At 64.7% G+C, this 26,908-nt stretch carries 25 protein-coding genes and 1 tRNA gene; 4 read left to right on the forward strand and 22 right to left on the reverse strand.

Going from position 1 to position 26,908, the window contains the following annotated elements; all coding sequences use genetic code 11:
- Nucleotides 1–99 precede the first annotated feature (99 nt).
- The 4 genes from ACQP1G_RS30690 to ACQP1G_RS30705 all read right to left on the reverse strand — a co-directional run bounded on the left by ACQP1G_RS30690 (nt 100) and on the right by ACQP1G_RS30705 (nt 3,456).
- Nucleotides 100–378 carry a hypothetical protein gene (locus ACQP1G_RS30690; RefSeq protein ID WP_433193080.1) on the reverse strand — a complete coding sequence of 93 codons (279 nt, stop codon included), beginning with the start codon at nt 376–378 and terminating at the stop codon, nt 100–102.
- 216 nt (nt 379–594) lie between these two features.
- Nucleotides 595–1,767, reverse strand: coding sequence for a low temperature requirement protein A (locus tag ACQP1G_RS30695; RefSeq protein ID WP_433193081.1), 1,173 nt, complete (start codon nt 1,765–1,767; stop codon nt 595–597).
- A gap of 41 nt (nt 1,768–1,808) precedes the next feature.
- Nucleotides 1,809–1,994, reverse strand: a complete 186-nt coding sequence (locus tag ACQP1G_RS30700; RefSeq protein WP_433193082.1) for a hypothetical protein — start codon at nt 1,992–1,994, stop codon at nt 1,809–1,811.
- A 31-nt stretch (nt 1,995–2,025) separates the two neighbouring features.
- Complete coding sequence (locus tag ACQP1G_RS30705; RefSeq protein ID WP_433193083.1) at nt 2,026–3,456, reverse strand: amidase; 1,431 nt, start codon at nt 3,454–3,456, stop codon at nt 2,026–2,028.
- Between the two features lie 185 nt (nt 3,457–3,641).
- Between ACQP1G_RS30705 and ACQP1G_RS30710 the strand changes: the two genes are divergently transcribed.
- Entirely contained in the window at nt 3,642–5,138 is a 1,497-nt protein-coding gene (locus ACQP1G_RS30710; protein WP_433193084.1) for an aldehyde dehydrogenase family protein, read from the forward strand.
- Nucleotides 5,139–5,205: 67 nt separating this feature from the next.
- On the opposite strand, the gene ACQP1G_RS30715 is transcribed toward ACQP1G_RS30710, so the two are convergent.
- From ACQP1G_RS30715 to ACQP1G_RS30750, 8 genes are all read right to left on the reverse strand, one after another.
- Nucleotides 5,206–5,862: a TetR/AcrR family transcriptional regulator gene (locus tag ACQP1G_RS30715; protein WP_433193085.1), complete on the reverse strand. Its 657-nt coding sequence runs from the start codon at nt 5,860–5,862 to the stop codon at nt 5,206–5,208.
- Between the two features lie 219 nt (nt 5,863–6,081).
- Nucleotides 6,082–6,792, reverse strand: a complete 711-nt coding sequence (locus ACQP1G_RS30720; protein WP_433193086.1) for a hypothetical protein — start codon at nt 6,790–6,792, stop codon at nt 6,082–6,084.
- 53 nt (nt 6,793–6,845) lie between these two features.
- The gene (locus ACQP1G_RS30725; protein WP_433193087.1) at nt 6,846–8,201 is read right to left on the reverse strand and encodes an MFS transporter; all 1,356 of its coding nucleotides are present in this window, start codon (nt 8,199–8,201) and stop codon (nt 6,846–6,848) included.
- A gap of 50 nt (nt 8,202–8,251) precedes the next feature.
- Nucleotides 8,252–9,424: an acyl-CoA dehydrogenase family protein gene (locus tag ACQP1G_RS30730; RefSeq protein WP_433193088.1), complete on the reverse strand. Its 1,173-nt coding sequence runs from the start codon at nt 9,422–9,424 to the stop codon at nt 8,252–8,254.
- Between the two features lie 111 nt (nt 9,425–9,535).
- Nucleotides 9,536–10,294 carry an enoyl-CoA hydratase-related protein gene (locus ACQP1G_RS30735; RefSeq protein WP_433193089.1) on the reverse strand — a complete coding sequence of 253 codons (759 nt, stop codon included), beginning with the start codon at nt 10,292–10,294 and terminating at the stop codon, nt 9,536–9,538.
- A gap of 51 nt (nt 10,295–10,345) precedes the next feature.
- On the reverse strand, nt 10,346–11,974 hold the full coding sequence (locus ACQP1G_RS30740) for a long-chain-fatty-acid--CoA ligase (RefSeq protein ID WP_433193090.1): 1,629 nt from the start codon (nt 11,972–11,974) through the stop codon (nt 10,346–10,348).
- A gap of 23 nt (nt 11,975–11,997) precedes the next feature.
- On the reverse strand, nt 11,998–13,188 hold the full coding sequence (locus ACQP1G_RS30745) for a thiolase family protein (protein WP_433193091.1): 1,191 nt from the start codon (nt 13,186–13,188) through the stop codon (nt 11,998–12,000).
- A gap of 388 nt (nt 13,189–13,576) precedes the next feature.
- The gene (locus ACQP1G_RS30750; protein ID WP_433209539.1) at nt 13,577–13,783 is read right to left on the reverse strand and encodes a hypothetical protein; all 207 of its coding nucleotides are present in this window, start codon (nt 13,781–13,783) and stop codon (nt 13,577–13,579) included.
- Between ACQP1G_RS30750 and ACQP1G_RS30755 the strand changes: the two genes are divergently transcribed.
- Entirely contained in the window at nt 13,694–17,080 is a 3,387-nt protein-coding gene (locus ACQP1G_RS30755) for a protein kinase domain-containing protein (protein WP_433193093.1), read from the forward strand. The two genes, ACQP1G_RS30750 and ACQP1G_RS30755, sit on opposite strands and share 90 nt — an antisense overlap.
- Nucleotides 17,081–17,527: 447 nt before the next feature.
- On the opposite strand, the gene ACQP1G_RS30760 is transcribed toward ACQP1G_RS30755, so the two are convergent.
- The 3 genes from ACQP1G_RS30760 to ACQP1G_RS30770 form a co-directional block, all read right to left on the reverse strand.
- Nucleotides 17,528–17,818 (reverse strand): hypothetical protein, encoded by a 291-nt coding sequence (locus ACQP1G_RS30760; RefSeq protein WP_433193094.1) that lies wholly within the window; start codon nt 17,816–17,818, stop codon nt 17,528–17,530.
- Nucleotides 17,819–18,176: 358 nt separating this feature from the next.
- Nucleotides 18,177–18,253, reverse strand: a tRNA-Pro gene (locus tag ACQP1G_RS30765).
- 95 nt (nt 18,254–18,348) lie between these two features.
- Nucleotides 18,349–19,101 carry an acyl-[acyl-carrier-protein] thioesterase gene (locus ACQP1G_RS30770; protein WP_433193095.1) on the reverse strand — a complete coding sequence of 251 codons (753 nt, stop codon included), beginning with the start codon at nt 19,099–19,101 and terminating at the stop codon, nt 18,349–18,351.
- 125 nt (nt 19,102–19,226) lie between these two features.
- Between ACQP1G_RS30770 and ACQP1G_RS30775 the strand changes: the two genes are divergently transcribed.
- Nucleotides 19,227–19,751: a DUF5666 domain-containing protein gene (locus tag ACQP1G_RS30775; protein WP_433193096.1), complete on the forward strand. Its 525-nt coding sequence runs from the start codon at nt 19,227–19,229 to the stop codon at nt 19,749–19,751.
- A 7-nt stretch (nt 19,752–19,758) separates the two neighbouring features.
- Here ACQP1G_RS30775 and ACQP1G_RS30780 read toward each other — a convergent pair whose 3' ends face one another.
- From ACQP1G_RS30780 to ACQP1G_RS30790, 3 genes are all read right to left on the reverse strand, one after another.
- Nucleotides 19,759–20,766: an LLM class flavin-dependent oxidoreductase gene (locus tag ACQP1G_RS30780; RefSeq protein WP_433193097.1), complete on the reverse strand. Its 1,008-nt coding sequence runs from the start codon at nt 20,764–20,766 to the stop codon at nt 19,759–19,761.
- 20 nt (nt 20,767–20,786) lie between these two features.
- Nucleotides 20,787–21,080 carry an ArsR/SmtB family transcription factor gene (locus ACQP1G_RS30785; RefSeq protein ID WP_433193098.1) on the reverse strand — a complete coding sequence of 98 codons (294 nt, stop codon included), beginning with the start codon at nt 21,078–21,080 and terminating at the stop codon, nt 20,787–20,789.
- A gap of 85 nt (nt 21,081–21,165) precedes the next feature.
- Nucleotides 21,166–22,119, reverse strand: a complete 954-nt coding sequence (locus ACQP1G_RS30790; protein WP_433193099.1) for an Lrp/AsnC family transcriptional regulator — start codon at nt 22,117–22,119, stop codon at nt 21,166–21,168.
- 80 nt (nt 22,120–22,199) lie between these two features.
- Here ACQP1G_RS30790 and ACQP1G_RS30795 point away from each other — a divergent pair, with 80 nt between their 5' ends.
- Nucleotides 22,200–23,030: an SDR family oxidoreductase gene (locus ACQP1G_RS30795; RefSeq protein WP_433193100.1), complete on the forward strand. Its 831-nt coding sequence runs from the start codon at nt 22,200–22,202 to the stop codon at nt 23,028–23,030.
- Nucleotides 23,031–23,061: 31 nt separating this feature from the next.
- On the opposite strand, the gene ACQP1G_RS30800 is transcribed toward ACQP1G_RS30795, so the two are convergent.
- The 4 genes from ACQP1G_RS30800 to cmk all read right to left on the reverse strand — a co-directional run bounded on the left by ACQP1G_RS30800 (nt 23,062) and on the right by cmk (nt 26,899).
- A complete protein-coding gene (locus ACQP1G_RS30800) occupies nt 23,062–23,787 on the reverse strand; it encodes an anti-sigma factor (RefSeq protein WP_433193102.1) in 726 nt (241 codons plus the stop codon).
- A complete protein-coding gene (sigK, locus tag ACQP1G_RS30805) occupies nt 23,787–24,446 on the reverse strand; it encodes an ECF RNA polymerase sigma factor SigK (protein ID WP_433193103.1) in 660 nt (219 codons plus the stop codon). The genes ACQP1G_RS30800 and sigK overlap by 1 nt, the downstream gene beginning before the upstream one ends.
- Nucleotides 24,447–24,776: 330 nt before the next feature.
- Nucleotides 24,777–26,192: a ribosome biogenesis GTPase Der gene (gene der, locus ACQP1G_RS30810; RefSeq protein ID WP_433193104.1), complete on the reverse strand. Its 1,416-nt coding sequence runs from the start codon at nt 26,190–26,192 to the stop codon at nt 24,777–24,779.
- Complete coding sequence (gene cmk, locus ACQP1G_RS30815) at nt 26,189–26,899, reverse strand: (d)CMP kinase (protein ID WP_433193105.1); 711 nt, start codon at nt 26,897–26,899, stop codon at nt 26,189–26,191. The genes der and cmk overlap by 4 nt, the downstream gene beginning before the upstream one ends.
- Nucleotides 26,900–26,908: the final 9 nt, after the last annotated feature.

The raw sequence follows: 26,908 nt of genomic DNA on the forward strand, positions 1-26,908 counted from the left end.
CGCCAGCTCCGTTGCTGTCTGAACTCGTGAACGAGCGCGATGTCACAGATGACGGGACGGCACCGACGACCACACCGACTACATTCGAATCTGCGAGCACTACAACCGATCCGGCGCAGTCTCTACACACCCCGTTCCCGCCACCGGATCCGCGCGTTGTCCGCTCTGGTGCCTGGCACGCGGCGGGAAGTTCTCCTGCATTTCGTCAAGGCCGGCGACCCACTCGTCGTGGACGGCCCAAGCGCGTTGCGCGCAGGTCATGGTGCTCTCCCAGATCAGATGAAGCTCACCGCTACTACGTTCGACGTCGGCGATCCACCTGATAATCGGCGGGTTGCCCGGCAGCAGCGGCGTCAAGGTGTGGGCGAGGTCGACCACGACACCGGAGCGTGGCGCGGCGACGGCGCATGCAGGCGCCGTCGCAGCCAGGGCAGATAGGGCCCGCGAGGACGAACAGTGCCCGCCGACTGGTGTGCGGTGCACCGTCATGGGCCAGGCGAACGATCTCCGGCGAGCACATCTGACCAAGATCATCGAACCCGTCGCCTCCGGCGACCGTCATCTGCTCATGCGGCGGCCCACGCTCCAACACAGTCAATGACCGTGGCGGATTGCGTTACGCGGCTGGTTGTACCGGACAGTCTCGTAGCTCGTCATCGCCAGGAGAAACACAGCTAGGCAACCGAGCGCCGCGAGCGCCGCGATGTGCGAGATGAGTGGAGTAGAGGCCATCAGCACGAGTGCCGCCACCACCCGCGTCTGCGCGACGGACCCGGTGGCATACGCCTTGAACGCCACCAGCGCCAGCAGATAGAGCGCGGCACCGCCGAGCAGCGCGATCAGCGGCCAGCCCTGGAGTGAGTCGGTCAGCGGGTCCCGGTCGGCGTGGCCCACAGAGGACACGATCTTCTTAAGGCCCAGCGACAGCATGACGATGCCGACGACCATCGGGAGATGAAGAAAGCTATAGCAGTTGCGGGCAATCCGGATTCGCCGCCGGCCGGTCGAATCCGCGAATACCTGTTCCACAGCCAGTGATGTCACGTCGAAGTACAACCACCACAGCAATCCGGCCACTATGAGCCCGAGCAGTGCGGCAACAACGCTGGCCCAGGAGATGGGCGAACTCGTGAAATCGATACCGATCGAGACGATCGACTCGCCCAACGCGATGATGACGATGAGGCCGTGCCGCTCGGTGAACTGACCGATCGAACGCAGTCGCCACCCGGTCCCGCCGACCAGTGTCCCCACGGAGTCACCGACCAAGGCGAGGATCCACAGTACAGTCTGTGCGGTTCCGGTCAATTGCGACGCGATCAGCAAAAACGTGGTGCCGATCAGCATACCGGGAACGAATCGGTGAACCTGCCCCCGTAGCTGTGGATCCTCTCGGCTGACCACCCAGAACGTCAGCACGTGCAGCAGACGGACGGCGAAATAGGCGACGGCGAAGACGACTGGGCCGAACAGGCCGCCGGGCAGGTCGTCGAACGCTTCCGTGCTCGTCAGCGCCGTGACGAACATTGCCGCCATAGCCCCGAACATCGCCACCCGCAGGATTCCCTCGTCCGCGCGCACGAGATTGCACAGCCAGACGTAGCCCACCCAGCTCCACCACAGAACGGCGATTACCAGGGCACCGCGGAGCAGATTCTCACCGGTGGGGTGTTCGGCCATCAGATCGGTGACCCGGATGAAGGCGAAGACGAAGACGAGGTCGAAGAACAACTCGAGCGGGCTGACCGACCCCAGTTCGTCGACCAACTGGGGACGCAGACGAGCGGAAGCTGTTGCGCGGATGAATGTCACGGCGCCGCGCGGAAGACCAGAGCCGGTTCTTCGTACCTGGCCTCGGGCACGCGGTACAACGATTCGATGGCTGCGGCGCGACCGGGCGACGTCGCGATCATGATCGCCAGTTCGTCGGGGGTGACGGTGATTCCCGCCGCCTGCAGCAGCGCGGGGACCAGCACGGTGTAATCGGCTTGCATGGTTGTGGAACTCCTTGCGGTGGGCGGGATGTCATCGGTTGTAGGTCGTGGAGACGAGTTCGGGTACGCACAGGTGCCAGTCTGTGCGCTGCTGATATGCGTGGCCCGCACCGAGCACGCCGGCTTCGTCGAAGGGCTTGCCGATGATCTGCAGCCCGAGAGGCAGCCCGTCGACGGTGAATCCCATAGGTACTGACATGACGGGGTTGCCGACAGCGTTCCAGTACGGGGTGTAGAGGGAGTTGAAGATGTCGGCGAAGGACAAGGTTTCCCACTTCATCGCGCCGCAGGCGCTGGTCGGGGTGATGATTAGGTCCACGTCGGTGAACAATTCGGCGACCTTGTGCTGACCGACCCGGCGTACGCGTTGCGCCTGCACGTAATCACCGGCCGGAACGAGAGCACCGGCCGACACCGCGAGCCGGGTACCGATGCAGTAGTCCGCCCAGCGGGTCTGCAGATCCGGGCGGTGGTAGGCGTAGGGCTCGGCGGCCATGCCGATTATGGTCGCGGCGGTCAGCTCTTCGTAGAGCGGCAGCCGGACTGGAACGACTGTCGCTCCCGCGGAGCGCAGCACATCGACGGCCGCGGTCAGCACATCGGACAGTTCGGGGACGACGAACGCCGAGCGGTCGAGCAGAGGATCCAGCCCGATCCGCACGCCGTCGAGTGTGCCGGTCAGGGCCGTCAGGTAGTCCTCGACAGGACGATCTACCGATGTCGGGTCCGAGGCGTCGTGTCCGGCCAAGACCGCGGTCATGGCCGCGCAGTCGGCTGCCGAGCGTGCCATCGGCCCGATGTGGTCATAGCTGTAGGCCAAAGGCACGGACCCGGACTTGGGCACCCGGCCATAGGTTGGCTTGAGTGCGGTGATGCCGCAGTTGGTCGCTGGCGACCGCATGCTGCCACCGGTATCGGTGCCCAGACCGCCGAGGAACATGCCCGCCGCGACGCCCGCTCCGGTTCCGGAACTGGAACCACCGGGGTAGCACTCGAGATCCCACGGGTTCCGGGGAATCGGGAACGGCTTGTCCGGGTCGGGGAAGCCGAGCGCGAACTCGTTGGTGCTGGTCTTACCGGTGATCACCGCGCCGGCGGCGCGCAACCGGGCGACGACAGGCGCGTCACCCCGGTCACCCCACGAGCGATCCAGTACCAGGCTTTGCGCCGTGGTCGTGGCTTCGTCGGTGGCGATGACGTCCTTGACTCCGATTGGGATTCCGTGGAGCGGGCCCCGGTCGACACCGGCGGCCAGTTCGGCGTCGGCTGTCGCGGCGGCGGCCAGCGCCGCCTCGTCGAAGCGGGTGATGTACGCACCGACGCGTTCGTCGTGCGCGTCGGTGGCGTCGAATGCGGCGCGGACCAGCTCGACCGAGGTGGTTTCGCCTGCGCGGAGAGCCGCCGCGGCATCGGTGATGGTCAGGAACACGTGAACTGCCTCCAGTTGTGAAAGTGACGTCACTTTTCTAGCTTGCTTGCCCATCTCCAGTCAAGGGTGGAAAGGTTACGGAAAGTTCCTTGACTACTTCGAATCTCACGAATAGAAATGTGACATCAGTTTTACATTCGTGCTGATTGCTGTCCCTGCCTGACAGCAGGGATGCGACACATCGGCCGTCAGGCCGCTTCTCCCAGAGGACAATGCTTATGACGACACAGACCCCGGCCCCAGCTGCTCAGGCAGGACTCTCCGAGCGTTATCAACCGCTGATCGGAGGCCGCTTCGCGTCCCCGACCACCGAGACGTTCGCCGCGATCAACCCCGCCACCGGCGCGCACCTCGCCGACATCACCCGCGGATCGCAGGCAGACATCACGGACGCGGTCGCCGCCGCGAAGTCCGCGTTTCCGGGATGGGCGGCGACGCCGGTCGAGCAACGGTCGGCGATGCTGGTCGAACTCGCGCGGGTGATCGACGCCAACATCGACCGGCTCGCGCTCATCGATGCTCTCGACATCGGGCGCCGCGTGAGCGAGACGACCATCGACCACGCAAGGGCGGCGGATCAGTACCGGTTCTTCGCGGCGGCTGCGGTGACGCATGCTGGGTGGAACCGGTCGATCGCCGGCGGCATCGCCATCGCCAAGCGTGAACCGATCGGCGTAGTGGGACAGATCATTCCATGGAACGTCCCGGCGATCATGGCGGCGTTCAAGATGGCGCCCGCGCTTGCCGCGGGAAACACGGTGGTGCTCAAGCCCGACGAGAACGCCTCGTTGTCGACGCTGGAACTGGGCAAGTACATCAGCGAGATCTTCCCGCCCGGCGTGGTGAACATCGTCCCCGGCCTCGGCGAGGAGGCCGGGGCCGCGTTGACCGCGCATCCGGATGTGCAGAAGCTGGCGTTCACCGGAAGCACCGAGGTCGGGCGGCTGATCGCGCACGCAGGAGCCGATCGACTGGTCCCGGTGTCGCTCGAATTGGGCGGCAAAAGCCCCAACATCGTGTTCCCCGACGTGACGGATGTCGACGCGATCGTCGACAACGCCGCGTTCGCTGTCGCCCACTGCAACGGCCAGTCGTGTCTTGCCGGTACCCGGCTGTTCGTCCACGACGACATCTACGACACCTTCATGCCGAAGCTGGTGGCCGGATTCGAACGAATCGTCGTGGGATCTCCCCTCGATCCCACGACCGTCGTCAGCTGCCTGGTGTCGTCGGAACAAGGCGAGCGCGTTCTGGACTACATCGACATCGGAAAGAAGGAGGGCGCCGATCTGCTGGCCGGTGGCGACCGAATCGACGTGCCGGGCAACGAGTTCGGGCATTTCGTGCGTCCGGCGCTCTTCGCCACCGAGAACTCAGCACGCATCGCGCAGGAGGAGATCTTCGGACCCGTTCTGTCGGTGATCCGCTGGAACGACTACGACACGATGATTGCCGAAGCCAACGGAATTCGCTACGGGCTGGCGGCCGGCCTATACACCAACGACATCGCGAACGCGATGAAGACCGCCGATGCACTCGAGGCCGGATCGGTGTGGATCAACGGCTACTTCAACATGATCGACGGCTCACCGTTCGGTGGCTACAAGGACAGCGGGTTCGGTAGCGAATACTGCGCCGAAACGCTCAACATGTACACCCACCTGAAGTCGGTCACCCTCCTGAACGAACCAGTGGCGCCGTTCTTCCTGCCCTGATGCCCTGCCCGCGGTGGTGGATTCGGGCCGCGCCCGGGTCCACCACCGTTTTCGATGGCAACGACAGTCAGTGGGGATCGGCATCGGTACCCGTGCCGTCGGCGTAGATGCTCCGGTACCAGATCAGGCTCACCGTCTCGGCTGCTTCTTCGATGGTCGGGGCTTCTCCCCCGTACCTCTCGGACTCCACGTACCAGTGAAAAGCCAGTTGATCGACCATGGTTGCCAGCGCAACCGACGCGTACTCGGGGTTCAGGTCACCGGCAGGCAGGTGCCGACGGAGGTAGAGCTCTTTGCGCCGAAAGGTCCGCCGCTTCAGATTCCACCACCGTTCCGCGCATTCCGGAACTGCCGCGGACATTTCGATCAGTCCGGCGATAAGGCGCCGATTCTCATAGTAGGTCGTGAGATATCGCCGCGAAGATTCGCGCAGCGACTCCAATTCACTGCCCTTGATCCAACTGCCGCTGACCGCGGTGTACAGCTCCTCGGTCACTTCTTCGAGAATCTCCAAGAAGATCAGGTCTTTGTTGGCGAAATAGCGGTAGATAGCGCCCAGCGACAGCGAACTCTTCTCCGCGATCTCCGCGACGGTCGCACCGAAATAGCCACGTTCGCTCAGGACCTCACGAGCGACGGCGAGAATACGCGCCCTGGTCTCCTGCCCCTTCTTCGTCGGCGCGGAGCGAGTCCTCGGATTCGATACGGCCACGAACGCCGCCATTCTCACCCTCCCACCGTTGAAAAGACATCAGAATCGAAGCCCAGTCTATCAGCGGCCACCGAAACCAGGTGGTGCGCAACCCGTCACGACCGGAGGCCTACCCTCATGGCGCAACCCGGCCACAGCCCACGCAGGGTACACAAAGCCGCCCGTACCGCCCGCGTAACGGGCGTCTGGGCGGCTTGTGGCGACAGTCCCGACCTGGCCAGGCGCGACGACCTACTTCACCGGCGTGAAAGGCGCGTTCACCGTCGCCGAGTACTGGATGAACGCGGCGATCGCCACCGGAGCGGCAACGAAGATCGCGCCGACGAGGACGCCGATCGGGGCGAGGGCGGCAACGCCGATCAGGCAGCCTGCCATCGGGCCGGCTCCGAACAGTGTCGCCAACGGTCCGGTCAACACGGTCCCAGCGGCGCCACCGAGCAGGCACCCCAACGTCCCGGCCGCCACTGCGCCCACGATCGCGCCGATCCCGGCGCCCAGGCTGACGGTTGAGGTCATTCGGCTCCACGCGGCAACTTCACGGTCGTATGCGGACTTCCACGGCGCCTGTTCCTCGAAGGGCAGTGCGACCGGCTTGTAGTGGGCGCGTGCGGTATCCAGCGACGGCGTCAGCCTGGCGGTATTGCCATCGATCGTGGTGTCGATCGGAAAGGCGATGTCGTCGATGGTGAATTCCAGAGGGACTCCGGCGAGCACCCGACCGGAGCGGTCGCGGATCTGGAACTGTCCGTTCTCGACAATCAGGGTTCCGTCGGCCACCGAGATCACCGCCGCATGCCCGTCTTTGTAGGCGGTGTATTCGACTCCGGGCGCGATATCGACGGTCAGCGGGGGCGCGGAGGCGGGTTCGGCCGACACCGTCGTGGCGGCGCCGGCCACCGACAGCGCGATCCCCGCGGCAGCGGCGAATTTCTTGGAGATCATGGGGTTTCCTGTCTGCTGGGTGTGTATGGCTTGCGTTGGGGAATCTCGCTCGGTCAGGGGGTCGTCGGCACGACTGCATTCGCGGGCACCGCAGGCGGCTCGGGAGCGGAACTGGTCCGCAAGCTCAGCGCGGCTCCGGCCGCGACCAGCACGAGGACTGCGGCGGCGACATAGAGATGGGCCGGAGTCCATCCAGCATCGATCAGTGCGCCGACGATCAACGGTGAAGCGATCGCTCCGGTACGTCCGATCCCGATGGCGCTCCCGACGCCGGTGGCGCGAATGTGCGTCGGGTAGGCCAGCGCGGCGGTGGCGAGCAGACCGGCGATGCAGCCGCTGATGCACATACCCATCAGCAGTCCACTCAGCAACGCGATGCCCAGACTCGACAGCGTCGCGGGAAACAGCGCCAGCAGCGCGACGGTCACGAACATCGCCGCGGCCAGGACGCGACCGACCGGAATCCGGGCCGAGAGGAATCCGAACAGCAGCGTGCCGATCACTCCGCCGATGTTCAGCAGCACGCCACCGGTGAGGCCGCGGCTGGGTGACATCCCGGCGGTGACGAGCAGCTGAGGGCTCCAACTGGTGACGAAGTAGTAGGTGAACAGCATGATCAGGAACAGCAGCCACAGAGTGAGGGTCTCGCGACGCAGCGCGGGAGCCAGCAGGGCCGGGAAGCGGGCCCGGGTTGTCGCCATGAGCTCGGTTGGCCGGACGGGCAACGCGGCCAGCGGCCGCATGCCTGCGCGGCGAGCGATCCGGTTGATGCGGTCGAGCGCGTCGGGAGCGCCGCTATCGATGAGGAAGTCCACCGATTCGGGCAGTCGCCACGTCACCACGACCAGCGAGGCGAGCGAGAGCCCGGCGCCGACGACGAACACCGATCGCCAGCCCCAGCTGTCGATCATGAAGACCGCCGCCAAACCGCCGACGGTGGCGCCGACGGTGAATCCGGTGGTCTGCAGGCTCACCGCGAGCCCTCGCCAGCGCGGCGACGAGTACTCGCTGGCGAGCACGTTGGTGCAGGACAGCAGGCCGCCGACACCGAGCCCGGTGAGGATCCGCATCAGCCCCAGCTGGACCTCGTTCTGCGCCAGGGCCGCGCCGATCATGCCGATAGTGGCGATGCCGACGCAGGACATGACGAGCTTCCGTCGCCCGATCCGATCACCCCACGGAGCGATGAATAGCGCACCGATCGCCATGCCGAGCAGGCCCGCGCTCAGCAGGACACCCAACTGTGCGGCGGACAGATCCCATTCGGCCTTGACCGAATTCGCTGTGAATGCCATCACGAGTATGTCGAAGCCGTCGAGCATGTTCAGCACGACGCACACCCCGATCGCTGTCCATTGGAATGACGACATCTGTTCGTCACTGACTTCGAATTTTGGATATTCCGGCATTGCAATCTCCAAGAAAGAAGGGGGTGGTGCGAGAGTTTCAGAGGTGAAGGTCAGCGAAATGCTTGCTGGCCGGTGAGGGCTCGGCCGATGGTCAACTGATGTATCTCCGCGGTGCCTTCGTAGGTCATGACCGATTCAAGGTTGCACGCATGACGCAGGGCGGAATAGTCGAGTGTGATGCCGTTGGCGCCCAAGATCGGCCGACATTCGCGGACGATGTCGATGGCCTCGCGGACGCTGTTCAGCTTGCCGAGGCTGATCTGTTCGGGGCGCAATTTCCCCGAATCTTTGAGCCTGCCCAATTGCAGCGCCAAAAGCATCGCAGTTCCCAATTTCAGGGTCATGTTGCTCAGCTTCAATTGCGTGGCTTGATAGGCGGCAAGCGGTTTTCCGAAAATCTCGCGCGCCATCGTGTAAGCGATAGTCGTTTCCAAACTGTCACGTGCGGCGCCGATCACACCGAAGACGATCCCGAACCGCGCCTCGTTGAGACAGGCGAGCGGACCGCCGAGTCCGATTGCCGTCGGCAGAACCGCAGAGTCGGGCAGCCGGACGTCGTCGAGCACGAACTCGCTGGTGACCGACGCACGGAGCGAGAGCTTGCCGGGGATCGATACGGCCGAGAATCCTGGGGTGTCGGTGGGGACGACGAAGCCGCGGATGGCGTCGTCGGTGTGCGCCCACACAATGGCGACGTCGGCGACCGACCCGTTGGTGATCCATTTCTTCGTTCCGTTGAGCACCCAGTCACCATTGTCGCGACGCGCGAAAGTGCGCATACCAGCGGGGTCGGAACCGAATTCGGGTTCGGTCAGTCCGAAACACCCGATCGCCGTACCGCGCGCCATCGGTGGCAGCCAGGTGGATTTCTGTTCCGACGAACCCCACTTCCAGATCGCGTACATGGCCAGCGAACCCTGCACCGATACCAGCGTGCGCAGGCCCGAGTCGACAGCCTCGAGTTCGAGACAGGCCAGACCGTAGGCGGTGGCGCTTGCACCCTGGCAGCCGTAACCGTCCAGGTGCATGCCGAGTACACCGAGTTCACCGAGTTGGGCGGCGAGCTCCCGGACCGGGACCTCACCGGACTCGTACCACTCGGCGACGCGGGGACGCAGCTTGGCTTCGGCGAACTTGCGGACTGCATCTTGTACTGCGGCGTCGGTTTCGGAGATCACCCCGTCGATACCGAATAGGTCGAAAGGTGTTTGCGGGGAAGGCATTTCGCGTCCTTTTTCGGGCACAACAATGGAACCCTGGTTTGTCGGGTGGCATGCGCGGCCCTTGATCCGGCCGCGGAATCTATCGGTGGCGCTGAGGGCCGGGTCGATCGGTTAGCGTGCGACCCACTGCGGCGGTCGCTTTTCGAGGAAGGCGCGAGCGCCTTCGCTGAAATCTTCGGTCTTCCGAATCATCGCCATGGTCTGCTCGCCCAGCGCCATGGCTTCAGCGGCGTCGAGGTTCATCCCTTCCCGCAGGACGGTTCGGGCGTGTCGGACCGCCAGCGGAGCGTTGGCCGTGATTCGGTCGGCCATATCGAACGCCGCGTCCATCAGGTCTTCCGGTTCGACGAGATCGTTGACCAGCCCCAGCTGGTAGGCACGGTGAGCGGTGATCGGGTCGCCGGTCAGCGCGAGTTCCATGGCGACGTTGCGCGGCAGCACCTGCGGCAGGTGGTAAAGGCCGCCGCCGGCTGCGACCATGGAGCGCTTGACCTCGGAAAGACCGAACGAGGCGGTCGTAGTGGAAACCACCAAGTCACATGCCAGCACGATTTCACAGCCGCCAGCGATTGCCGGTCCGTTCACTGCGGCGATCAGCGGTTTGGCTCGCGCCCGGGCGACGAGTCCGGCGAAACCGCCGCGCATCGTTTTCGCGGGGCTGCCGCCGTCGGCGATCGCTTTCAAGTTTGCACCGGAGCAGAACACTGGGCCGGTGCCGGTGATAATCGACACCCAGATGGTGTCGTCGAGCTCGATGGCATCGATCATCTCTTCGATCGCTTCGGCATCGGTGTAATCGATGGCGTTGCGGACGTCTGGCCGATCCAGTGTTATCACTGCAATACGGCCGTGCTTGTCGAATTTGATCATGCTTGACTCCCAGGGAATCGGAGATGAATGCAGCGGCGTTCCACGCCGGTGCTACTGGCGAATCTCTGATGCGTACAGCGCGCGCAGCGCCTTCTTATCGATCTTCCCGACGCTGGTCATGGGGAGTTCGACCAACAGATGAATCTCGTCGGGGACGCAGAACTTCGCTACCTGCGAACGCAGCCACGCGAGGAGTTCGTGAGCTTCGACGCTGCCGCCGGCCACCGGGACCACACAGGCGATGGGTCTTTCGTCCCAGCGTTCGGAGGGCACTCCGATGACGGCGACGGATTCGACCCCCGGATACCGTTGGATCGCGACTTCGAGTTCGAGTGAAGAGATCCATTCGCCGCCGGATTTGATCAGGTCCTTGAGCCGGTCGCGCAACCGGACGTACCCGTCGGGATCGATTACCGCGGTGTCACCGGTACGGAACCAGCCGTCAGGTGTGGACGCATGCGGCGCGGTGTCGCCGTGATAGCGGGCTGTCACCCAAGGCCCTCGGCACTGCAGTTCGCCGACGGCGACCCCGTCCCACTCGAGTTCGTGGTCGCTGTCCTCGCCGACGATACGGAATTCGACTCCGGGACTTGCGATCCCCTGGGTTTCCGAGACCGCCTGCACGGCGGCAAGATCGGTCGGGTCGAGATGGGCACGGACCCGTGTCATGGCCGCGAACGCATTCGTCTCGGTCATTCCCCACACCTGTACGAGTGGGCTGCCGGTAAGTTCACGGCACAGGCCCGAAAGCCGCGCAGGCACTGCGGATCCGCCTGCACAGAACATCCGAACGGCGGAGGTATCGCGATCTCGGAGCTCGGGCAAAATCCGCGACCACACCGTCGGTACGGCGGTGGCGAAGGTGACCCGGCACTGCTCGATCAGCCGCGCGACCGCGGGCCCGCTCAGGTCCGCGCCGGGCAGAACGAGATTCGCGCCCGCGGTCAACGCGGCATAGCACAGGCCCCACGCGCTCGCATGAAAAATGGGCACCAGCGGTAGCACGGTGTCACGCTCACAGATCCCTGCGGTATCGGCCTGCAGCAGCGACATCGTGTGCAACCAGAGAGTTCGGTGCGAATTGACGACCGCTTTGGGGTTGCCCGTGGTGCCACTCGTGTAGCAGATGGTCGCTGGCAACGTCTCGTCGCTCACCTGCAGGTCGACCAGGTCTGCTGTGGCGATGAGTTCCTCATAGTTGTCGACGGGCACCGGCGACGCCGAGACGGGATCGATGTCCGCCGTCGGGTCCCCGTCGTCCATCACCACGATCCGGCGCACGCTCGGTGTGTTCGCCAGGACCGGGTTCAGCCGGTCGAGTAGCGACCGATCGACGAACACGACGGCGTCCTGCGCGTGGTTGAGGATATAGGTCAGTTGATCCGCGGGCAGCCGCACGTTGATCGGATGCAGTACCAGTCCCGACCCCGGCACGGCGTAGCTCAACTCCACGTGGCGGATAGTGTTCGCGGCGAACGTCGCGACTGGAGTGCCGTTAGGTAGCGCCATGCCCGCGAGCGCACCGGCGAGTCGGCGAGTGCGCTGGGCCCAGTGCCTGATCGAGGTCTCCACGAACGTATCGTTGTGGGCCTCGGTGATCGTCCTGTGTGCGGAGTACCGCTCGACGCGGCGGAAGAGTTGATCAACCGTGAGCGGCACATCCTGCATCGTGTGCTTCATGGCATTCCTCGTTAACGATTGTGTCACTGTGCGGCCTCGATCAGCACGGCGTCGGTCTGACCGAATCCGCCGCAGATCGCGGCGACCGCCCAGCGACCGCCCGACCGTCGCAATTGCCGGGCGGCGGTGAGCACCAGCCGCGCGCCGCTCGCGCCGGTCGGATGGCCCAGAGCCACCGCTCCACCGTTGACATTGGTGCGCGAGGCCAGCTCTCGTTCCAACGCGAAGTCGCCGCCGGCCAAAGCCTTCGTGCTCACGACCGCGGTCGCGGCAAAGGCCTCGTTGATCTCGATGACAGAGACATCGGCCGCGCTGAGACCTGCCTCCTCGATCAGGCGTCCGATCGCGACTCCGGGAAGGTACACCGACGATGTCGGGGTCGACGCGGTCTGCAGATACGAGTGCACCTTCGCCAGCGGAGTTGCGGCATGGTCCGACAGTGCCTGCTCCCCCGCCAGCATTAGCGCGACAGCACCGTCGTTGAGACCCGGGGCGTTGCCCGCGGTGACCGTCGGGCCGCCGTAGACCGGAGTGAGGCGCGAGAGCTTCTCGATGCTGGTATCGGCTCGTGGTTGCTCGTCGACCTCGACGATTCCATTCGGAGTCGCGACAGCGCTCACCTCGTCTTGAAAGTATCCCTCGGCCAGGGCCTTGAAGTAGCGTTCGTGACTTTGCAGTGCCCAGTTGTCCTGTTCCTCGCGCCCTATCCCGCGCGCTTGTGCCTCGACTCCGACAGATCGTGCGATGGAAACTCCACCTTCGAGTGGGTTACGCAACATCAGCAGGTCCTCCACGGTCAAGTCGCCACGTTTGGATCCCCAGCGGGTCTCGTGCAACAGCCGTGGTGTCTGGCTCATCGATTCGGCGCCGATCGCGAGCGCGGACCGCGCGCCGGCGCCGATCGCGCGGACACCAAGCCCGACCGCAGCCATGCCCGAGCAACATGCCCGGTCGATCGTCAGGGTGGGCAGAGTCTCCGGAAGACCCGCGGCGTAGGCCAGTTGGCGGGCCGGCACCATCAGCCCTCCCTCGATCATCGCCATACCGACGATCAATTCATCGATGCCGTCGGTCCGCCACCGGGTTCGAGCCAACAGCGACTCGAGCGTCTGCTTTGCCATGTCGATCACGGACAGTTCCCGCAGGCTGCCACCGAACTTGCCGAACGGGGTTCGAGTCCCGTCGACGATCCATACGGGCTGCGTCGGCTGCATGGCTTCCTCCAATAGTGAAAGTGATATCACTTTTACCTTAAGAGTGGCGTGCACCATAGTCAAGCGCCGCAGCGGCGATCCGCGTATCAGGGCGTGCCGGTCACCGGCGAGACAAGGAGTGGGTCGCGTCGACTCCGAGGTAGCGGCCGCTTTCGATCTGCGTGTCCGTTCCTTCTCTCAGACCGGAGCGGCCTTCGGTGTAGTGCCCGCAAGCCTGAGGGTCGCGACTGTCGGGGATTGTCATGTCACTGGACTACGAGCGCTCCACCCTGCGGCCTGAACATCTGAGCCGCAGCCCGAGCAGCCTCATCAACCCTGGGCGCATCGTCGGTTTCGGAGCGACCGGCGGGGATGCCGTCGTCCTCAGGCGGCAGACGATTGTCACTGGTCAGGCGAGCGGAGCCCGACAGACGATGCGGCCGAATGATAGGCTGACCTCGATGGCGGCGGTTGCGCTGCGCGAGTTCACGTTGCCGTCCAGATTGGCTGAGGATCGAGGCTGTAGATGGCCGATCGAGACTCTGAGGACCCACGCCGTGATGTCCTTGCGGCGCTTCCCGAGGATCTGAATACTGCCGGGTTCGAGGATGCCCAAGCGATCGGGCATGGCGGATTCGGTGTGGTGTTTCGATGCCGCCAGCGTTCCCTCGACCGTCTGGTGGCCGTGAAGGTTTTGACAACCGGGCTTGATACCGACAATCTCGATCGTTTCTTGCGTGAGCAACAGGCGATGAGTCGACTATCTGGGCATCCGAATATCGTCAATGTGTTCGAAGCCGGCGCGACCCGCGGTGGGTTTCCCTACATCGTGATGCAGTATCAGCCCCGAGGATCACTCGAGGTTCGTATCCGGCGCGACGGTCCACTGGAATGGGCGGAAACGCTGAGTTTGGGCGTGAAGATAGCGGGCGCCTTGGAAACCGCACACCGCCTCGCCGTTCTCCATCGCGACATCAAACCAGCAAACATCCTGTTGACCGAGTACGGCGACCCGCAGTTGACCGACTTCGGCATTGCTCATGTGGCCGGAGCCTTCGAAACCACCGCGGGCGCGATTACGGGATCACCGGCGTTCACTGCGCCGGAGGTACTCACTGGAGGCTCCCCCAGCCCGGCCGCAGACGTCTATAGCCTCGGCGCGACCCTCTTCTGCGCTCTTACCGGGCACGCGCCATTCGAACGCCAGGCGGGTGAACAGGTAGTGGCCCAATTCCTGCGGATCACAGCCGATCCGCTGCCCGACGTACGCGGGCACGGCATACCTGACGACATCTACGACACCGTCGAACAGGCAATGGCCCGGGACCGGGGAGAGCGTCCTGCCACCGCGGCGGACTTCGGAGAACGGTTGCGCGCAGCAGAACGGAGACACAAGCTCCAGGTCGTCGACATGGCAGTAGCTACCCCCGACAGCTCGGCCGAGAGCAGAAGAGGCAATACCGACAACAGCGACGAAGTCGTCTCCACAAGTTCTACGGGGACAGCGACCGAGCCTGCCCTGGCAGCTGTATCCACCACGCCGACTTCAACAGGACGGAATTCTGCGCCCGAGCACGATCCCCCGATGCCGGCGCGGCAAAACAGCAGGCCCGGGAACCTTCCCCTCGAGCTGACCAGTTTCGTCGGACGCAGGCACGAACTAGCTCAAGCCAAGAAGGCGCTATCAGCCTGCCGGCTCGTCACTCTCACAGGGATGGGCGGCGTCGGCAAAACGAGGCTCGCGTTGCGCATCGCGACGGAATCACGGCGGGCATTTGCGGATGGTACTTGGCTGGTCGAGCTGGGCGAGCTCCGCGACCCAGCCCTTGTTGCAAGCGCTGTCTCGACCGCCCTCGGGATCCGTCAAGATTCAGGCGATCCGCCTCTGACGATCCTGATGAATCATCTCGCCGAACACCAGACACTACTCGTACTCGACAACTGCGAGCATCTAGTCGAAACGATCGCTCCACTAGCGGCAACTCTTCTGCACGCCTGCGCAGGACTGCGGGTGTTGGCAACGAGCCGCGAACCCCTGCGTGTCAATGGAGAGATGGCGATCCGGGTGCCGCCGCTGCCTATACCGAACACAAGCTGGACTCCATCCCTTCGTGGGTTGCCCCAATACGAATCGGTAAGCCTGTTCGCGGAGCGCGCGGCCGCCGCTGTCCCAGAATTCGAACTCACCGACGACAATCAGGCCGCGGTGGCACATATCTGTCAGCAGCTAGACGGATTGCCGCTGGCAATTGAACTGGCGGCGGCACGGTTGAGGGCAATGTCCACGCAACAGATCCTCGATCGACTAACCGACCGTTTTCGACTCCTGGCTCTCGGCAGCCGTAGCGCACACACACGACAACAGACCCTCCGGTTCTGTATCGACTGGAGCTACGAGCTGTGCACTCCGGACGAACAACATCTATGGTCGCTGCTTTCGGTGTTCGCCGGCAGCTTCGAGTTGGATGCCGCGCAGGCTATCAGCGCCGAACAGATCGAACCTGAAGATCTGGTCGATGTGGTGGCGTCGTTGGTCGACAAGTCGATCCTGATTCGAGAGGAACCGGGCGCGGTGGTGCGCTACCGGTTACTCGACACCCTGCGCGAGTATGGGCAGGAAAAGCTGGAGAAGTACGTTGAGTTGGCAGTCCTTCAAGGGCGGCACCAACTTTGGTATGAGCAGTTGGTGCTGAGAGCTGAGACAGATTGGATCAGCCCACGCCAGCTGGATTGGATCCTCCGCCTCGAACAGGAGCAGCCAAACATCCGTGAAGCTCTCCAGTTCTGCCTGGACGAGCCAGTCGAGACCGAGGCAGGCACGCGAATCGCGGCAGCTCTCTTTCCGTTCTGGCTCTCCCGTGGGCTGCTCACCGAAGGCAGACTGTGGCTAGCCCGTATGACCGGGCAGCCTGGCGACCACAACACCGAGGACTGGGTCAAAGCGACCTACCTGGCTTGTGTGCTCGCTGGTTTACAAGGAGACCTTCCCACAGGAATGGCGCTTCTGACGACTGGAGACGCAACCAGAGATCAGAGCGTGAGCACTGCGACCACCGCGTATGCGGAGTTCGCCGCCGGATACATGGCGCTTTACAACTCTGCCCCGTTGCGCGCCATCGCCCACCTGGAGGAGGCCCTCACATCATCGAAGGAAGGTCGCTTGCTTGTTCTCCCGATAGGAAGCCTACTGGGACTGGGTCTCGCATACATGCAGCTAGGTGATGCGCCCAAGGCTCTCGACTCCCACGAACAGATACTTGCAGATACCGCCGGATGCCGAGAGTTCGTCTACCGGGGCCGGTCCTCGGTGACCGGAGGATGGGCCCTCTGGCGGAACGGAGACCTCAAGCACGCCACGGCGGCACTTGCTGAAGGTCTACGGCTCTCGAGCGATGTCGACGACCCTGTCGGCGTCGCGCGATGCCTGCAAACACTCGCTTGGATCGAAGCCGACCAGCACCATGAGCAGCGAGCCGCTGTGCTGCTAGGCGCAGCAGACAGTGTGTGGCGTGCAGTCGGCGGTCCCACAGCCAACTTCCTCAACAAGCTGTCCGATCACACAGAATGCGAACGGCACGCCCAACAAACACTCGGCGACCGTGAGTTCGCAAAACAGTTCCACCGTGGCAATGCGATGAGCCTTAAAGAAGCGGCCGAATACGCATTCGGCCGCCGGCAGGACAGTGAGACACCCGCGCAATCAGCTGCCCTTGCGAACCTGACTCGGCGCGAGAGGCAAGTCGCCGAACTCGTCGCTGGCGGACTGACCAACAAGGCGATCGCAACAAAGCTGGTAGTCGCACCACGCACTGCGGAGGGGCACGTGGAGCACATACTGACCAAGCTCGGATTCACCTCACGCGCGCAGATCGCCGCCTGGTTCGTCGATCAATCGCAGCCCCCGAGTCCATGATCACACCTCAGCAATCGCCCGTTGCGCGGGTTGGACTCGACCGTCGACAAGGAAACCGACCGACGCGACCTACGACCCTTGCGCCGGACCGCGACGTCGGGCGTCCGCGACCACACTTCGACGCCGTGCGAGCCTCACGGCCCATACCAAACGCCGTTCGGACACTGTGTGATTGAACCAGGACGACCAAGTGCGGTGACCTCTGCGATCTGGCGATGAAACTGTTAGACGGCCAACGAGAGGTGTGGAACAGGCAAGACTGCCATAGAGTTATCTGCGCTGGCGGATCCCGTTCATGGGTTCACGCCGTCCCCGAACCGCAACGCATTTGGCTGCAGCCGAGCTCGGGGAGCCAGGTGGACAGTCCACCGCGGCGAACGCCTCGTTGATCTCCACCAGACCAAGTCGGTGGGCGAGATCCCCGGCACGGTCACACTCCTGGGGTGATCACATGGCGGGCTGCAGTTGCGGGCTGGAGTCCGGGCCCGCGACCATACCGTGCTCACCGATCTCCGCGATCCACGAGATCACCTCGGCCTCAGCGCGTTCCCGGCTCATCAGCACGACCGCGCAGGCACCATCGTTGATGGTAAAGGCGTTGCCCGCAGTGATAGTTCCACCGTCACGGAACGCCGGGCGCAGCCGCGCGAGGGTGTCCACGGTGGTATCGGGCCGGATGCTCTCGTCACGCAGGATCCGGCTGGTGCTGCCACCCTTGCCCGGCACGTCGATCGCCACCACCTCATCGTCGAAAACCTCTTTGTCCCATGCCTTTACGGGCAGCCGGTGGGAGCGTGACGGCGAAGGCGTCCTGTTCTTCGCGGGTAATCCCGTCGGTGTCGTTTCCGGCCTCGGTCAGCAGACCTCAACACATATAACTCGCCGTCGATCAGGGCGGACCCGCCCGGGTTCCCGGCAGGGCGGCAGCCGATCACCAATTGTCAACCAATGCCTCCGGAAAACAGGGAAAACGCTGGCGACTTCTTCACGGCGACAGACGCAATAGCCCTTCAAGCGAAGAGGGCTCATCGCCTACCTCTAGGCAAGCTGGAGGGTTTCAAAACGCCGACCAGAGGCGGAGAAACCGCCTCTGACCTGGTCGGGCTGACAGGATTTGAACCTGCGACCACCTGACCCCCAGTCAGGTGCGCTACCAAGCTGCGCCACAGCCCGTTCACGCCCGGTTGTGGGCGCTCGAAAAGATTACCTCAGGAGCAGGCCAGACGCCGAATCGCCTGGTTATCGGTGTGGCGGGTGGGGTGTGAGGGTCAGCGCGGGGTGACGCGGGCGGCGGCTCGGGAGTCGTCGTCGACGGCGAACCAGACGTCGAGGGCGCTGCCATCGCGGCGGCCGACGATGCGGACCTGCTCACCGGCCCGCAGCGGTTTCGTGTATTCGATGATGGTGCGGTGCGGGCCGGACATGAGGTCGGTGTGGGTGGCCAGGATTTCTTCCAACGCGCTGAGGTAGACGGCGTTGTTGACGTGGTCGAGCCAGTCGATATCGGTGACGCGCAAGGGGAAGGGCAGTTCCTGGACGGAAGGGCCGGTGGGTAGTGGGTCGGTGAGGGCGGCTTTCCAGTGCAGCCGGTGTTCGGTGGTGATGGCGAGCATGGGTGCCATGAAGCGGTCGCTCATGCGTGCGGGAACGCCGGACTCGGTGCCGAAATGGATGAGGAAGCCCTCGGTTTCGACCAATCCGCCCTTGCTGCCGCAGATTTGGACGCGCATGTTGCACCAGCGGTTGGACAGGGCCGAGCACCAGCGACGCAGGGTGACGTGTTCGCCGAATTCGATGGGCTTGAGGACGTCGATGACGGTGCGGCGGACCACCCAACCGCGGTGCAGGTCACCGTCCTCGACGGCGTCCAGATGTTCGAAACCGATGTCCTGGAGATAGCGGGCGATGGCGTCGAGGCGCACGCATCGGTCCCGGTTGGTGTCGGCGAGGCGGACCGGCCAGCCTGTTTCGAACGGGGTTCCGGTGGTAGGGCGTTCCGGCAGCACGCTGGGAATGACCATGAACGGATAATGCCAGGTGATTGCCGTCCGGGTGCGCGCCGACCCGCCGTCGCGACGCAATCACCAGGGAGGTGCTCCCGTCAGTGGTGATAGCCGGTCGTACTCGACTACCTAACGTTGAAGGTATGAGTCCACCGGCCACCCCGTGGTCGAGCCAGCCCAAGGGCCTACCCGCCAAGGAGTCCAGCGGCACCGAGCTGGCAGTCGACCGGGTAATACTCACCGCCGTCACGATCCCGTCGAATCGGCTGCGGCGCAACCACCCCGATCTCGGCATGCTCACCGGAACCACCATCGCAGTTGTGCTGGTGTTGGTGGTCGGCTTCCTGCTGGCGGGCCGATCCGGAGATTCGACACCGGCCAGGGTGGCCGCGGGCACCAACGCCCCCACCGCCCTGGCAGCGAACGCGGTCCAGGTCAACCGCGGGCTGACCATCGGTGAGGTCACCGCGAACGACGGTAAGACACTGACGGTGGCCGGGCTATTGGGAGCGACAACCAAAGTGCACGTCAATGCCGATACCCAGGTGTTCGTCCTCAGCGGGACGAGTATGTCGAATGTGAAGGTCGGTGCCGCGGTCGTCGTGCACGGCAATAAGGAAGCCGACGGCTCTATCACCGCGAACCTGATCGTCGGCACCGAACTGTGAACCGCGGTCAGCGAGCTACCGGCTCGTCTGCGGCGATCACCCCGCCCGTGAGTTCGACAGACCGGAGTCGGTCGCCGATTTCCGTGGCGTGGTGGGCGACGATGAGTTCGTCCGCGCCTATGGAGCCCGCGAAATCCTCCAGGTACGCATGCACTTCGGCGGGTGTGCCGACTGCGGTGTACCGGGTCATCGCGCTGAGTTGACTGCCGTTCGGCGAGGCGAGGAATGCGTCGATCTCCTCGTCGGTGAAGTCGGCGCCCGCGGCACCCCGCCGGATCATGGCTCGTGCGCGCGCACGGTAGGCGATCGCCTTCTGCTCCGCGGCCGCATCGTGGTCCTCGGCGGCGAACACATTGACTCCTGCCATCACGTACGGCTCAGCGAGCTGCTCGGACGGACGGAACCCGTCACGATAGACGGCCACCGCCTGGTGCAGCGCATCGGGCGCGAAGTGCGATGCGAAGGCGTACGGCAGACCGAGCTGCGCGGCGAGCTGCGCACCGAACAGTGACGAACCCAAAATATAAAGCGGCACAGCGCCTTCCGCCCGTGGCACGGCCTGCACTCCCGGCACCCGCGACTGCCCGGTTAGGTACCCCTGCAACTCCAGCACATCCTTGGGAAAGGAGTCCGCCGATGCCGGGTCACGGCGCAGCGCGTACATCGTCTTCTGGTCACTACCGGGCGCACGGCCGAGTCCGAGGTCGATCCGTCCTGGATACAGCGTCTCCAGGGTGCCGAACTGCTCCGCGATCACCAGTGGCGAATGGTTGGGCAGCATGATGCCGCCCGCCCCGAGCCGAATGGTGTCGGTATGGGCCGCGACGTGGCCGATGAGAACGCTGGTGGCGCTGGATGCGATCGAGCGCATGTTGTGGTGTTCGGCGTACCAGACACGTCGGTAGCCGCTGTGTTCGGCGACCCGGGCCAGTGCGACGCTGTTATCGAAACTGTCGCGCGCGGTGCGGCCGGGTGCGATCGACGCCAAGTCGAGGATCGACAGTGCGGTGGGCATAAGACGCTGCCTTTCGGAAGTCAGAGAACGCGGTGGAGTTCTTCGGTGAAGGCCCTGATGCGGGCGTCGTCGCGGCGGTAGTACGTCCACTGGCCGCGCCGGGTGGCGCTGAGGAATCCGGCGCGCTGCAGGATCGCCAGATGCGCCGAGATGGTCGACGCCGAGGTCCCCGCCTTCTGCTGGATAAGGCCGACGCACACACCGAGTTCTGCCGTGTCCTGCCCTCGTTCCGGGAAGTTCGCTTCGGGATCCTTGAGCCACGCCAAGATGCGCAGCCGAGTCTCGTTCGCCAACGCCTTGCACTCGTCGAGCACATCCACCTTCCTTCGATATTTCGCTAATTAACGAACATACGCCGCGCACGGCGGCTCGGCACCGTGACACAGAGCATGCTGGGCGTCAGAGGACCAGCGCTCCCGCGCGTTTGACGGTCCGAATGACCGGAGCCGTTTCGACAGTGGCGATGCCCGGCAGCTCTGCGATGCGTTCAGTGAGGTAGCGGCCGAGGTCGTGCGGGTCGCGGCAGTTGACGGCCGCCACCAGATTGGTGGCGCCGGTGGTGACAGCGGCGAAGGAAACTTCGGGGTGGCGGGCCATGGCTTCGCCGACTGTCACGGTAGCGGCGGGTCGGGTGGCGATCCAGAGGCGGGCTTCGGTACCGAAATCGAGTGCGGCGGGCGGGATGTCGAGTTGATAGTGCAGGATTCCATTGCGCCGCATGGTGTCCATACGGCGGCGGACCTTGGTTTCGGACCATTGGGTGGCGGTGGCGAGGTCGGAGTACGGGGTGCGGCCGTCGTGGTTGAGGGCGCGCAGGAGGGATTTGTCGCCTTCGTCGAGGTGGAGCGGGCCGTCTTCGGGGTCTACCGGAGCGGGGCGCAGATGGTCGACCTGGTTCGGGGTCAGGGCGGTGAGGCCTTGCCAGCCGTCGGGCAGCATGAAACCGCGCAACAGCAGGTGGGCGGACATGGCGACAATTCGACTGGTGCGCGGAAGTTTGTGCAGCAGTAGGGTTTCCTGCTCCTCGGTGCTGCGGGTCTGTACCGTGCAGGACACCTCGGTACCTGCGGAGAGCAGATAGACGAAGGACGTATCATCGCGGGCCGCAAGGGCTTTCGCGACCGATCCGGCGGCATCCGGAGTGCAGCGCAGTCGGATCGTCCATTGGACGTAGCCGAGGCGGCGGCCGTTGACCAGGCCGATCACTCTGAGCGCGTGGGCATTTCGGAGCTGACGGTAGCGCCGGGCGACGGTGTTCTCGGAGACGTCGAGGACTTCGGCAACAGTTCGGAAAGACGCCCGGCCGTCGATCTGCAGCGCGTGGATAATGCCTCGATCGACGGTATCCATCATCAGATCTCCATCTCTGACGGTTTCCAGCAATATTAGCCTCAGTGCTGGTAGAAACCGCTCCCCGTCGCCACGATCGTGGCATGAGCAAGAACATCCTCGTACTCGCCGCAACCGGAAACGTCGGCAGCCAACTCGTCCACCAACTCCAGGCGGCCGGTCACAGCGTGCGCGCTGGCACGCGCAACCCCGCGACCGCCGAACTCCCGGCCGACGTGCAGGTAGTGCGCACCGAACTGTCCCGACCCGAAACCCTCATCGACTGCCTCGACGACATCGACGCGGCCTTCCTGTTATGGCCGCTGCATACCGGCGCACAACTACCGAAAGCGCTCGGCATCATCGCCGGATGCGCCCGCCGCGTGGTGTTCCTCGGCACCGACGGCATCCCGGACCTGAGCTTCGAGGAGCAGGAAAACCTGGTACACGGCTGCGGTATCGAATCGGTGGTGATCCGGCCGAGCACCTTCGCCGTCAACACACTCTGGTGGGCCGATCAGATCCGCACCGGCGATATCGTGCACGGCAGCCATGGCGAGTTGCCGATGAGTCTGATCCACGAGGCCGATATGGCGGCCGTAGCGGCCCTGGCACTCACCGAAAACGGCCATGCCGGAGCCACTTACACAGTGACCGGACCCGAAGTGCTCACCCGGGCCGAACAGGTGCGGATCATCGGCGAAGTGCTCGGCCGCCAATTGCGCTGGGCCGAACTGACCCGCGAACACGCCGAACAGCGCCTGCTCGCCGATGAATCCTTCCCCGACTCGTTCATCGACGTCCTGCTCGACGGCTACGACACAATGATGGCCGCACCCCGACCGCAGACCACCTCCACCGTCGCCGACCTCACCGGCCGCCCGGCGCATTCCCTGGCCGAATGGGTATCCGACCACCGCGCCGACTTCCGCTGACCGCTCGACGCATCACCCCGACCCGCTGAGTTCAGGCGAGTCCGAGGCTGGCGATCGGTGTGGAGGTCGGATTGGTCGAACCACCTGCGGGTTCCACCGTGACGGCCAGGGTATCGACGGTATCGAAGCGAATCACCACCGACGGAGTGGCGGCCGACACGACCACCGCGATCGAACGCGGCACCCCGTCCGCGGACACAAGCCAGAGCTGGTACGTGCGCCCATCCGGTGGTGCTGGAATATCGTCGAAACTCACCATCGCCGTGGCGATCCCGGCAGAGGTCCGCACGGTGAGTGAGCCGCCGGAGGAAACCGGGACCAACCGCGTCCGCAAATCGGGCTGCGCGAGCACCGACTCGGCGCTCATACCTCGCGGAGCGGCCGGTCCGGAGCGGAGCGTGATGATCGCGATGCCCGCACCGATCGCGATGACCACCGCGACGGCCGCCGTCAGCCAGCTCAACCGCCCGCTCCAACGGCGGCGGACGGGGTTGCGCTCAGTTCCAAGAGATTCGTCGAGCGCCCGCAACAGTGCATTCTCCAGCTCGGGCGGCGGCGCCATCGCGTCGACAACGGTGAGTGAGGCCAGAACTTCCCGCAGGTCGTACACCGTGGCGGCGAACTCGGCGGCGATGGGCTGGTCCTCATCCTCCAGTTGACGTTCGATGCGAAGACACTCGATCTCGTCGAGCGAATCCAGTGCGTACGGGTAAGCCAAGTCGAGCAAGTCCGCGGCCGGTCGGTCGTGGTCGCTCATCAATTGTCACCTCCGGACAGACAGTGTGCGAGACGTTTGAGCCCGTCGCGAATCCGGCTCTTGATGGTGGGCAGCGGGACCGCCAGATGTTCGGCCACCTCGGGATAGGTTCGTCCGCTGTAGTAGGCCAGAGCCAGCGCCTCCCGCTGCATCTCGGTCAAGGTCTCCAAGCAGCCGAGCACGGCCTCGGCATCGAGGTGCTGATCGACCGCTTCGGCGACGACATCATGATCACGCCCCAGATGCGTATGGCCATAGACGATATCGCGGGTCGACGCGGCACGCTCGCGGCGAACCCTGTCCACCGCGCGCCGATGCGCCAGCGTCATCAGCCATCCCATCGGGCTGGACAGGGTGCGGTCGTAGCGGTCGGCCTGCGACCACACCTGCAGATATACCTCTTGTACGACTTCCTCGGCCTCGGCGTGGCTGCGCAGGACGCGCACCGCCATCCCGAAGACGCGGTTACTGGTCGCGCGATAGAACTCGGTGAAGGCGTCGCGGTCCCCCGCCGCCACCGCCCCGAGTTGATCGATCAAGTTTCGGGTGTGCTCGGCGTGCTCGGCACTCCGGCGTGATGGGCAGTAGCCGACTGGCGAATCGCCGGCGGCGGCATCGGTGCGCAGGGGGATGACGATGAACTCCGAATCGCGGGTCATGGGCACCTCCTACCTAGTACTGGGTGGGGCACTGCGGATACCGGATAGATCGACTGCGGCAACACGATGAACTCGACTCCTGACCAGGTCGGGGCCATATCGGAGATGCGGCCTGCTGGTCGAACGGTCCAGGGCAGGCCTTGGCATTCGAACAACGGAGTTCGCATCGCTTCGCGAACCGGATTGGTCGAATACCAAACTAATCCCGACAGGAGAGATTCGCCCGATGTTTGCCACAGCCAGATGCTCGGTGCCAGCGAGATCGCCCAGCAGACCAGAACGGACGCCGCTGCTCGGCAGCGGCGTCCGTTGTGTGGGCTGGGTGCGGTGCTACTTCTTGCGGTCGCGCTTCTCGCGGACCCGGACCGAGATACGGACCGGGGATCCGTCGAAGCCGAATTCCTCGCGCAGACGTCGCTCCAGGAAGCGGCGGTATCCGGCCTCCAGGAAGCCCGTCGTGAAGAGCACGAAGGTCGGCGGGCGGGTGGTCGCCTGGGTGGCGAACAGGACACGGGGCAGGCGGCCGCCGCGCATCGGCGGTGGTGTCGCCGCGATGACTTCCTTGAGCCAGTTGTTCAGGCGGCCGGTGGGGATGCGCTTATCCCAGGATTCCAGTGCGGTTTCCATGGCCGGAACCAGCTTTTGGACAGCGCGGCCGGTGTGTGCGGAGATATTGACGCGCTGCGCCCACGGCACCCGGACCAGGTCGCGGTCCACTTCCTTGTCCAGCTGTAGGCGACGGTCCTCGTCGACCAGATCCCATTTATTGAAGGCCAGCACGAGCGCGCGACCGGAGTCGGCGACCATGCTGATCACCCGCAGATCCTGTTCGGTGATCGTCTCGGAGGCGTCGATCAGCATGATCGCGACCTCGGAGGCCTCCAATGCCGCCTTGGTGCGCAGCGATGCGTAGAACTCCATACCGCTGGCATGGGAGACCTTGCGGCGCAGTCCCGCGGTATCGACGAACTTCCAGATCTTGCCGCCCAACTCGACCAGCGAATCCACCGGGTCGACGGTCGTACCCGCGACATCGTGCACCACCGAGCGCTCATCGCCGGAGAGCTTGTTGAGCAGGCTGGACTTGCCGACGTTCGGCTTGCCGACGAGCGCGACCCGGCGCGGGCCGGTGCCGCCGGTGCCCTCACGCGGCGTCTCCGGCAGCACTTCCAGGACATCGTCGAGTAGGTCGCCGGTACCGCGCCCGTGCGAGGCGCTGACCATGCGCGGCTCACCGAGGCCGAGCGACCACAGCGCGGCGGCCTCGGCTTCGACGCGTTCGTCGTCGACCTTATTGGCGACCAGGATTACCGGGATCTTGGAGCGGCGCAGCTTCTTCACCGCGGCCTCATCGGTCGCGGTCGCGCCGACCACGGCATCGACAACGAGCAGGATCGCGTCGGCGGTCTCCATGGCCAGTTCGGCCTGGCGGGCGACCGATTGCTGCAGCCCCTTGGCATCGGGCTCCCAGCCACCGGTGTCCTGCACGAGGAAACGACGACCGGCCCAGCTCGCCTCATAGGAGATGCGGTCACGGGTCACTCCGGGAATGTCCTCGACGACGGCTTCACGGCGGCCGATGATCCGGTTCACCAGCGTCGACTTCCCGACATTCGGTCGGCCGACGACGGCGACGGTCGGCATGGCGAGGTGTTCTTCATCACCGAATTCACCCTCGAGATCGGCCGTCTCCCAATCGGATTCGTCACTCCAGACGCCATCGCCCGCGAGTACGTCCTCACTCACTGTGCACTTCCCGTCCGGCCCATCGAAACCTGTCGCACCACAACGCGATACAGCTCGTCGATGACCTCATCCATATTCAGTTCGCTGGTGTCGACCAGCACCGCGTCGTCGGCCGGACGCAGTGGGGACACCGTGCGAGTGGAGTCGAGGGTGTCGCGCCGCTGCACGTCGGCGAGCACGCCCTCGTAGTCGTCGCCGCGGCCTTCGGCGATGTTCTGCTGGTTGCGCCGCTGGGCGCGGGCCTCGGCGGAGGCGGTGAGGTAGATCTTGGCGTCCGCGTCCGGCAGCACGACGGTGCCGATATCGCGCCCCTCGACCACGATTCGCGCTGCGGCGAAAGCGATCTCACGCTGCAAGGCGACCAGCAGATCGCGCACCTCGGCCACCGCGGACACCGCGGAAACCGCCTTGGTGACGGCATTGCCGCGAATCTCCGAGGAGACGTCTTCACCATCGAGCAGAATTACCTCGCGGCTGGGATCGGTGCCGATGGTCAGCGGCAGCTCCTTGACCGCGGCACTGATCGCGGCCGCATCGGTCAGCTCGACACCGGCACGCAGCACGCGCAGAGTCGCGACGCGGTACATCGCGCCGGTATCCAGATAGCTGGCGCCGAGCCGGGTGGCCAGTCGCCGCGAGACGCTGGATTTGCCGGTGCCCGAAGGCCCGTCCATGGCAACGACCAGCGGCGTGGTGCCATCAACCATCGCAGGGAC

The sequence above is a fragment of the Nocardia sp. CA-107356 genome, from assembly GCF_050946365.1.
Taxonomy (GTDB): domain Bacteria; phylum Actinomycetota; class Actinomycetes; order Mycobacteriales; family Mycobacteriaceae; genus Nocardia.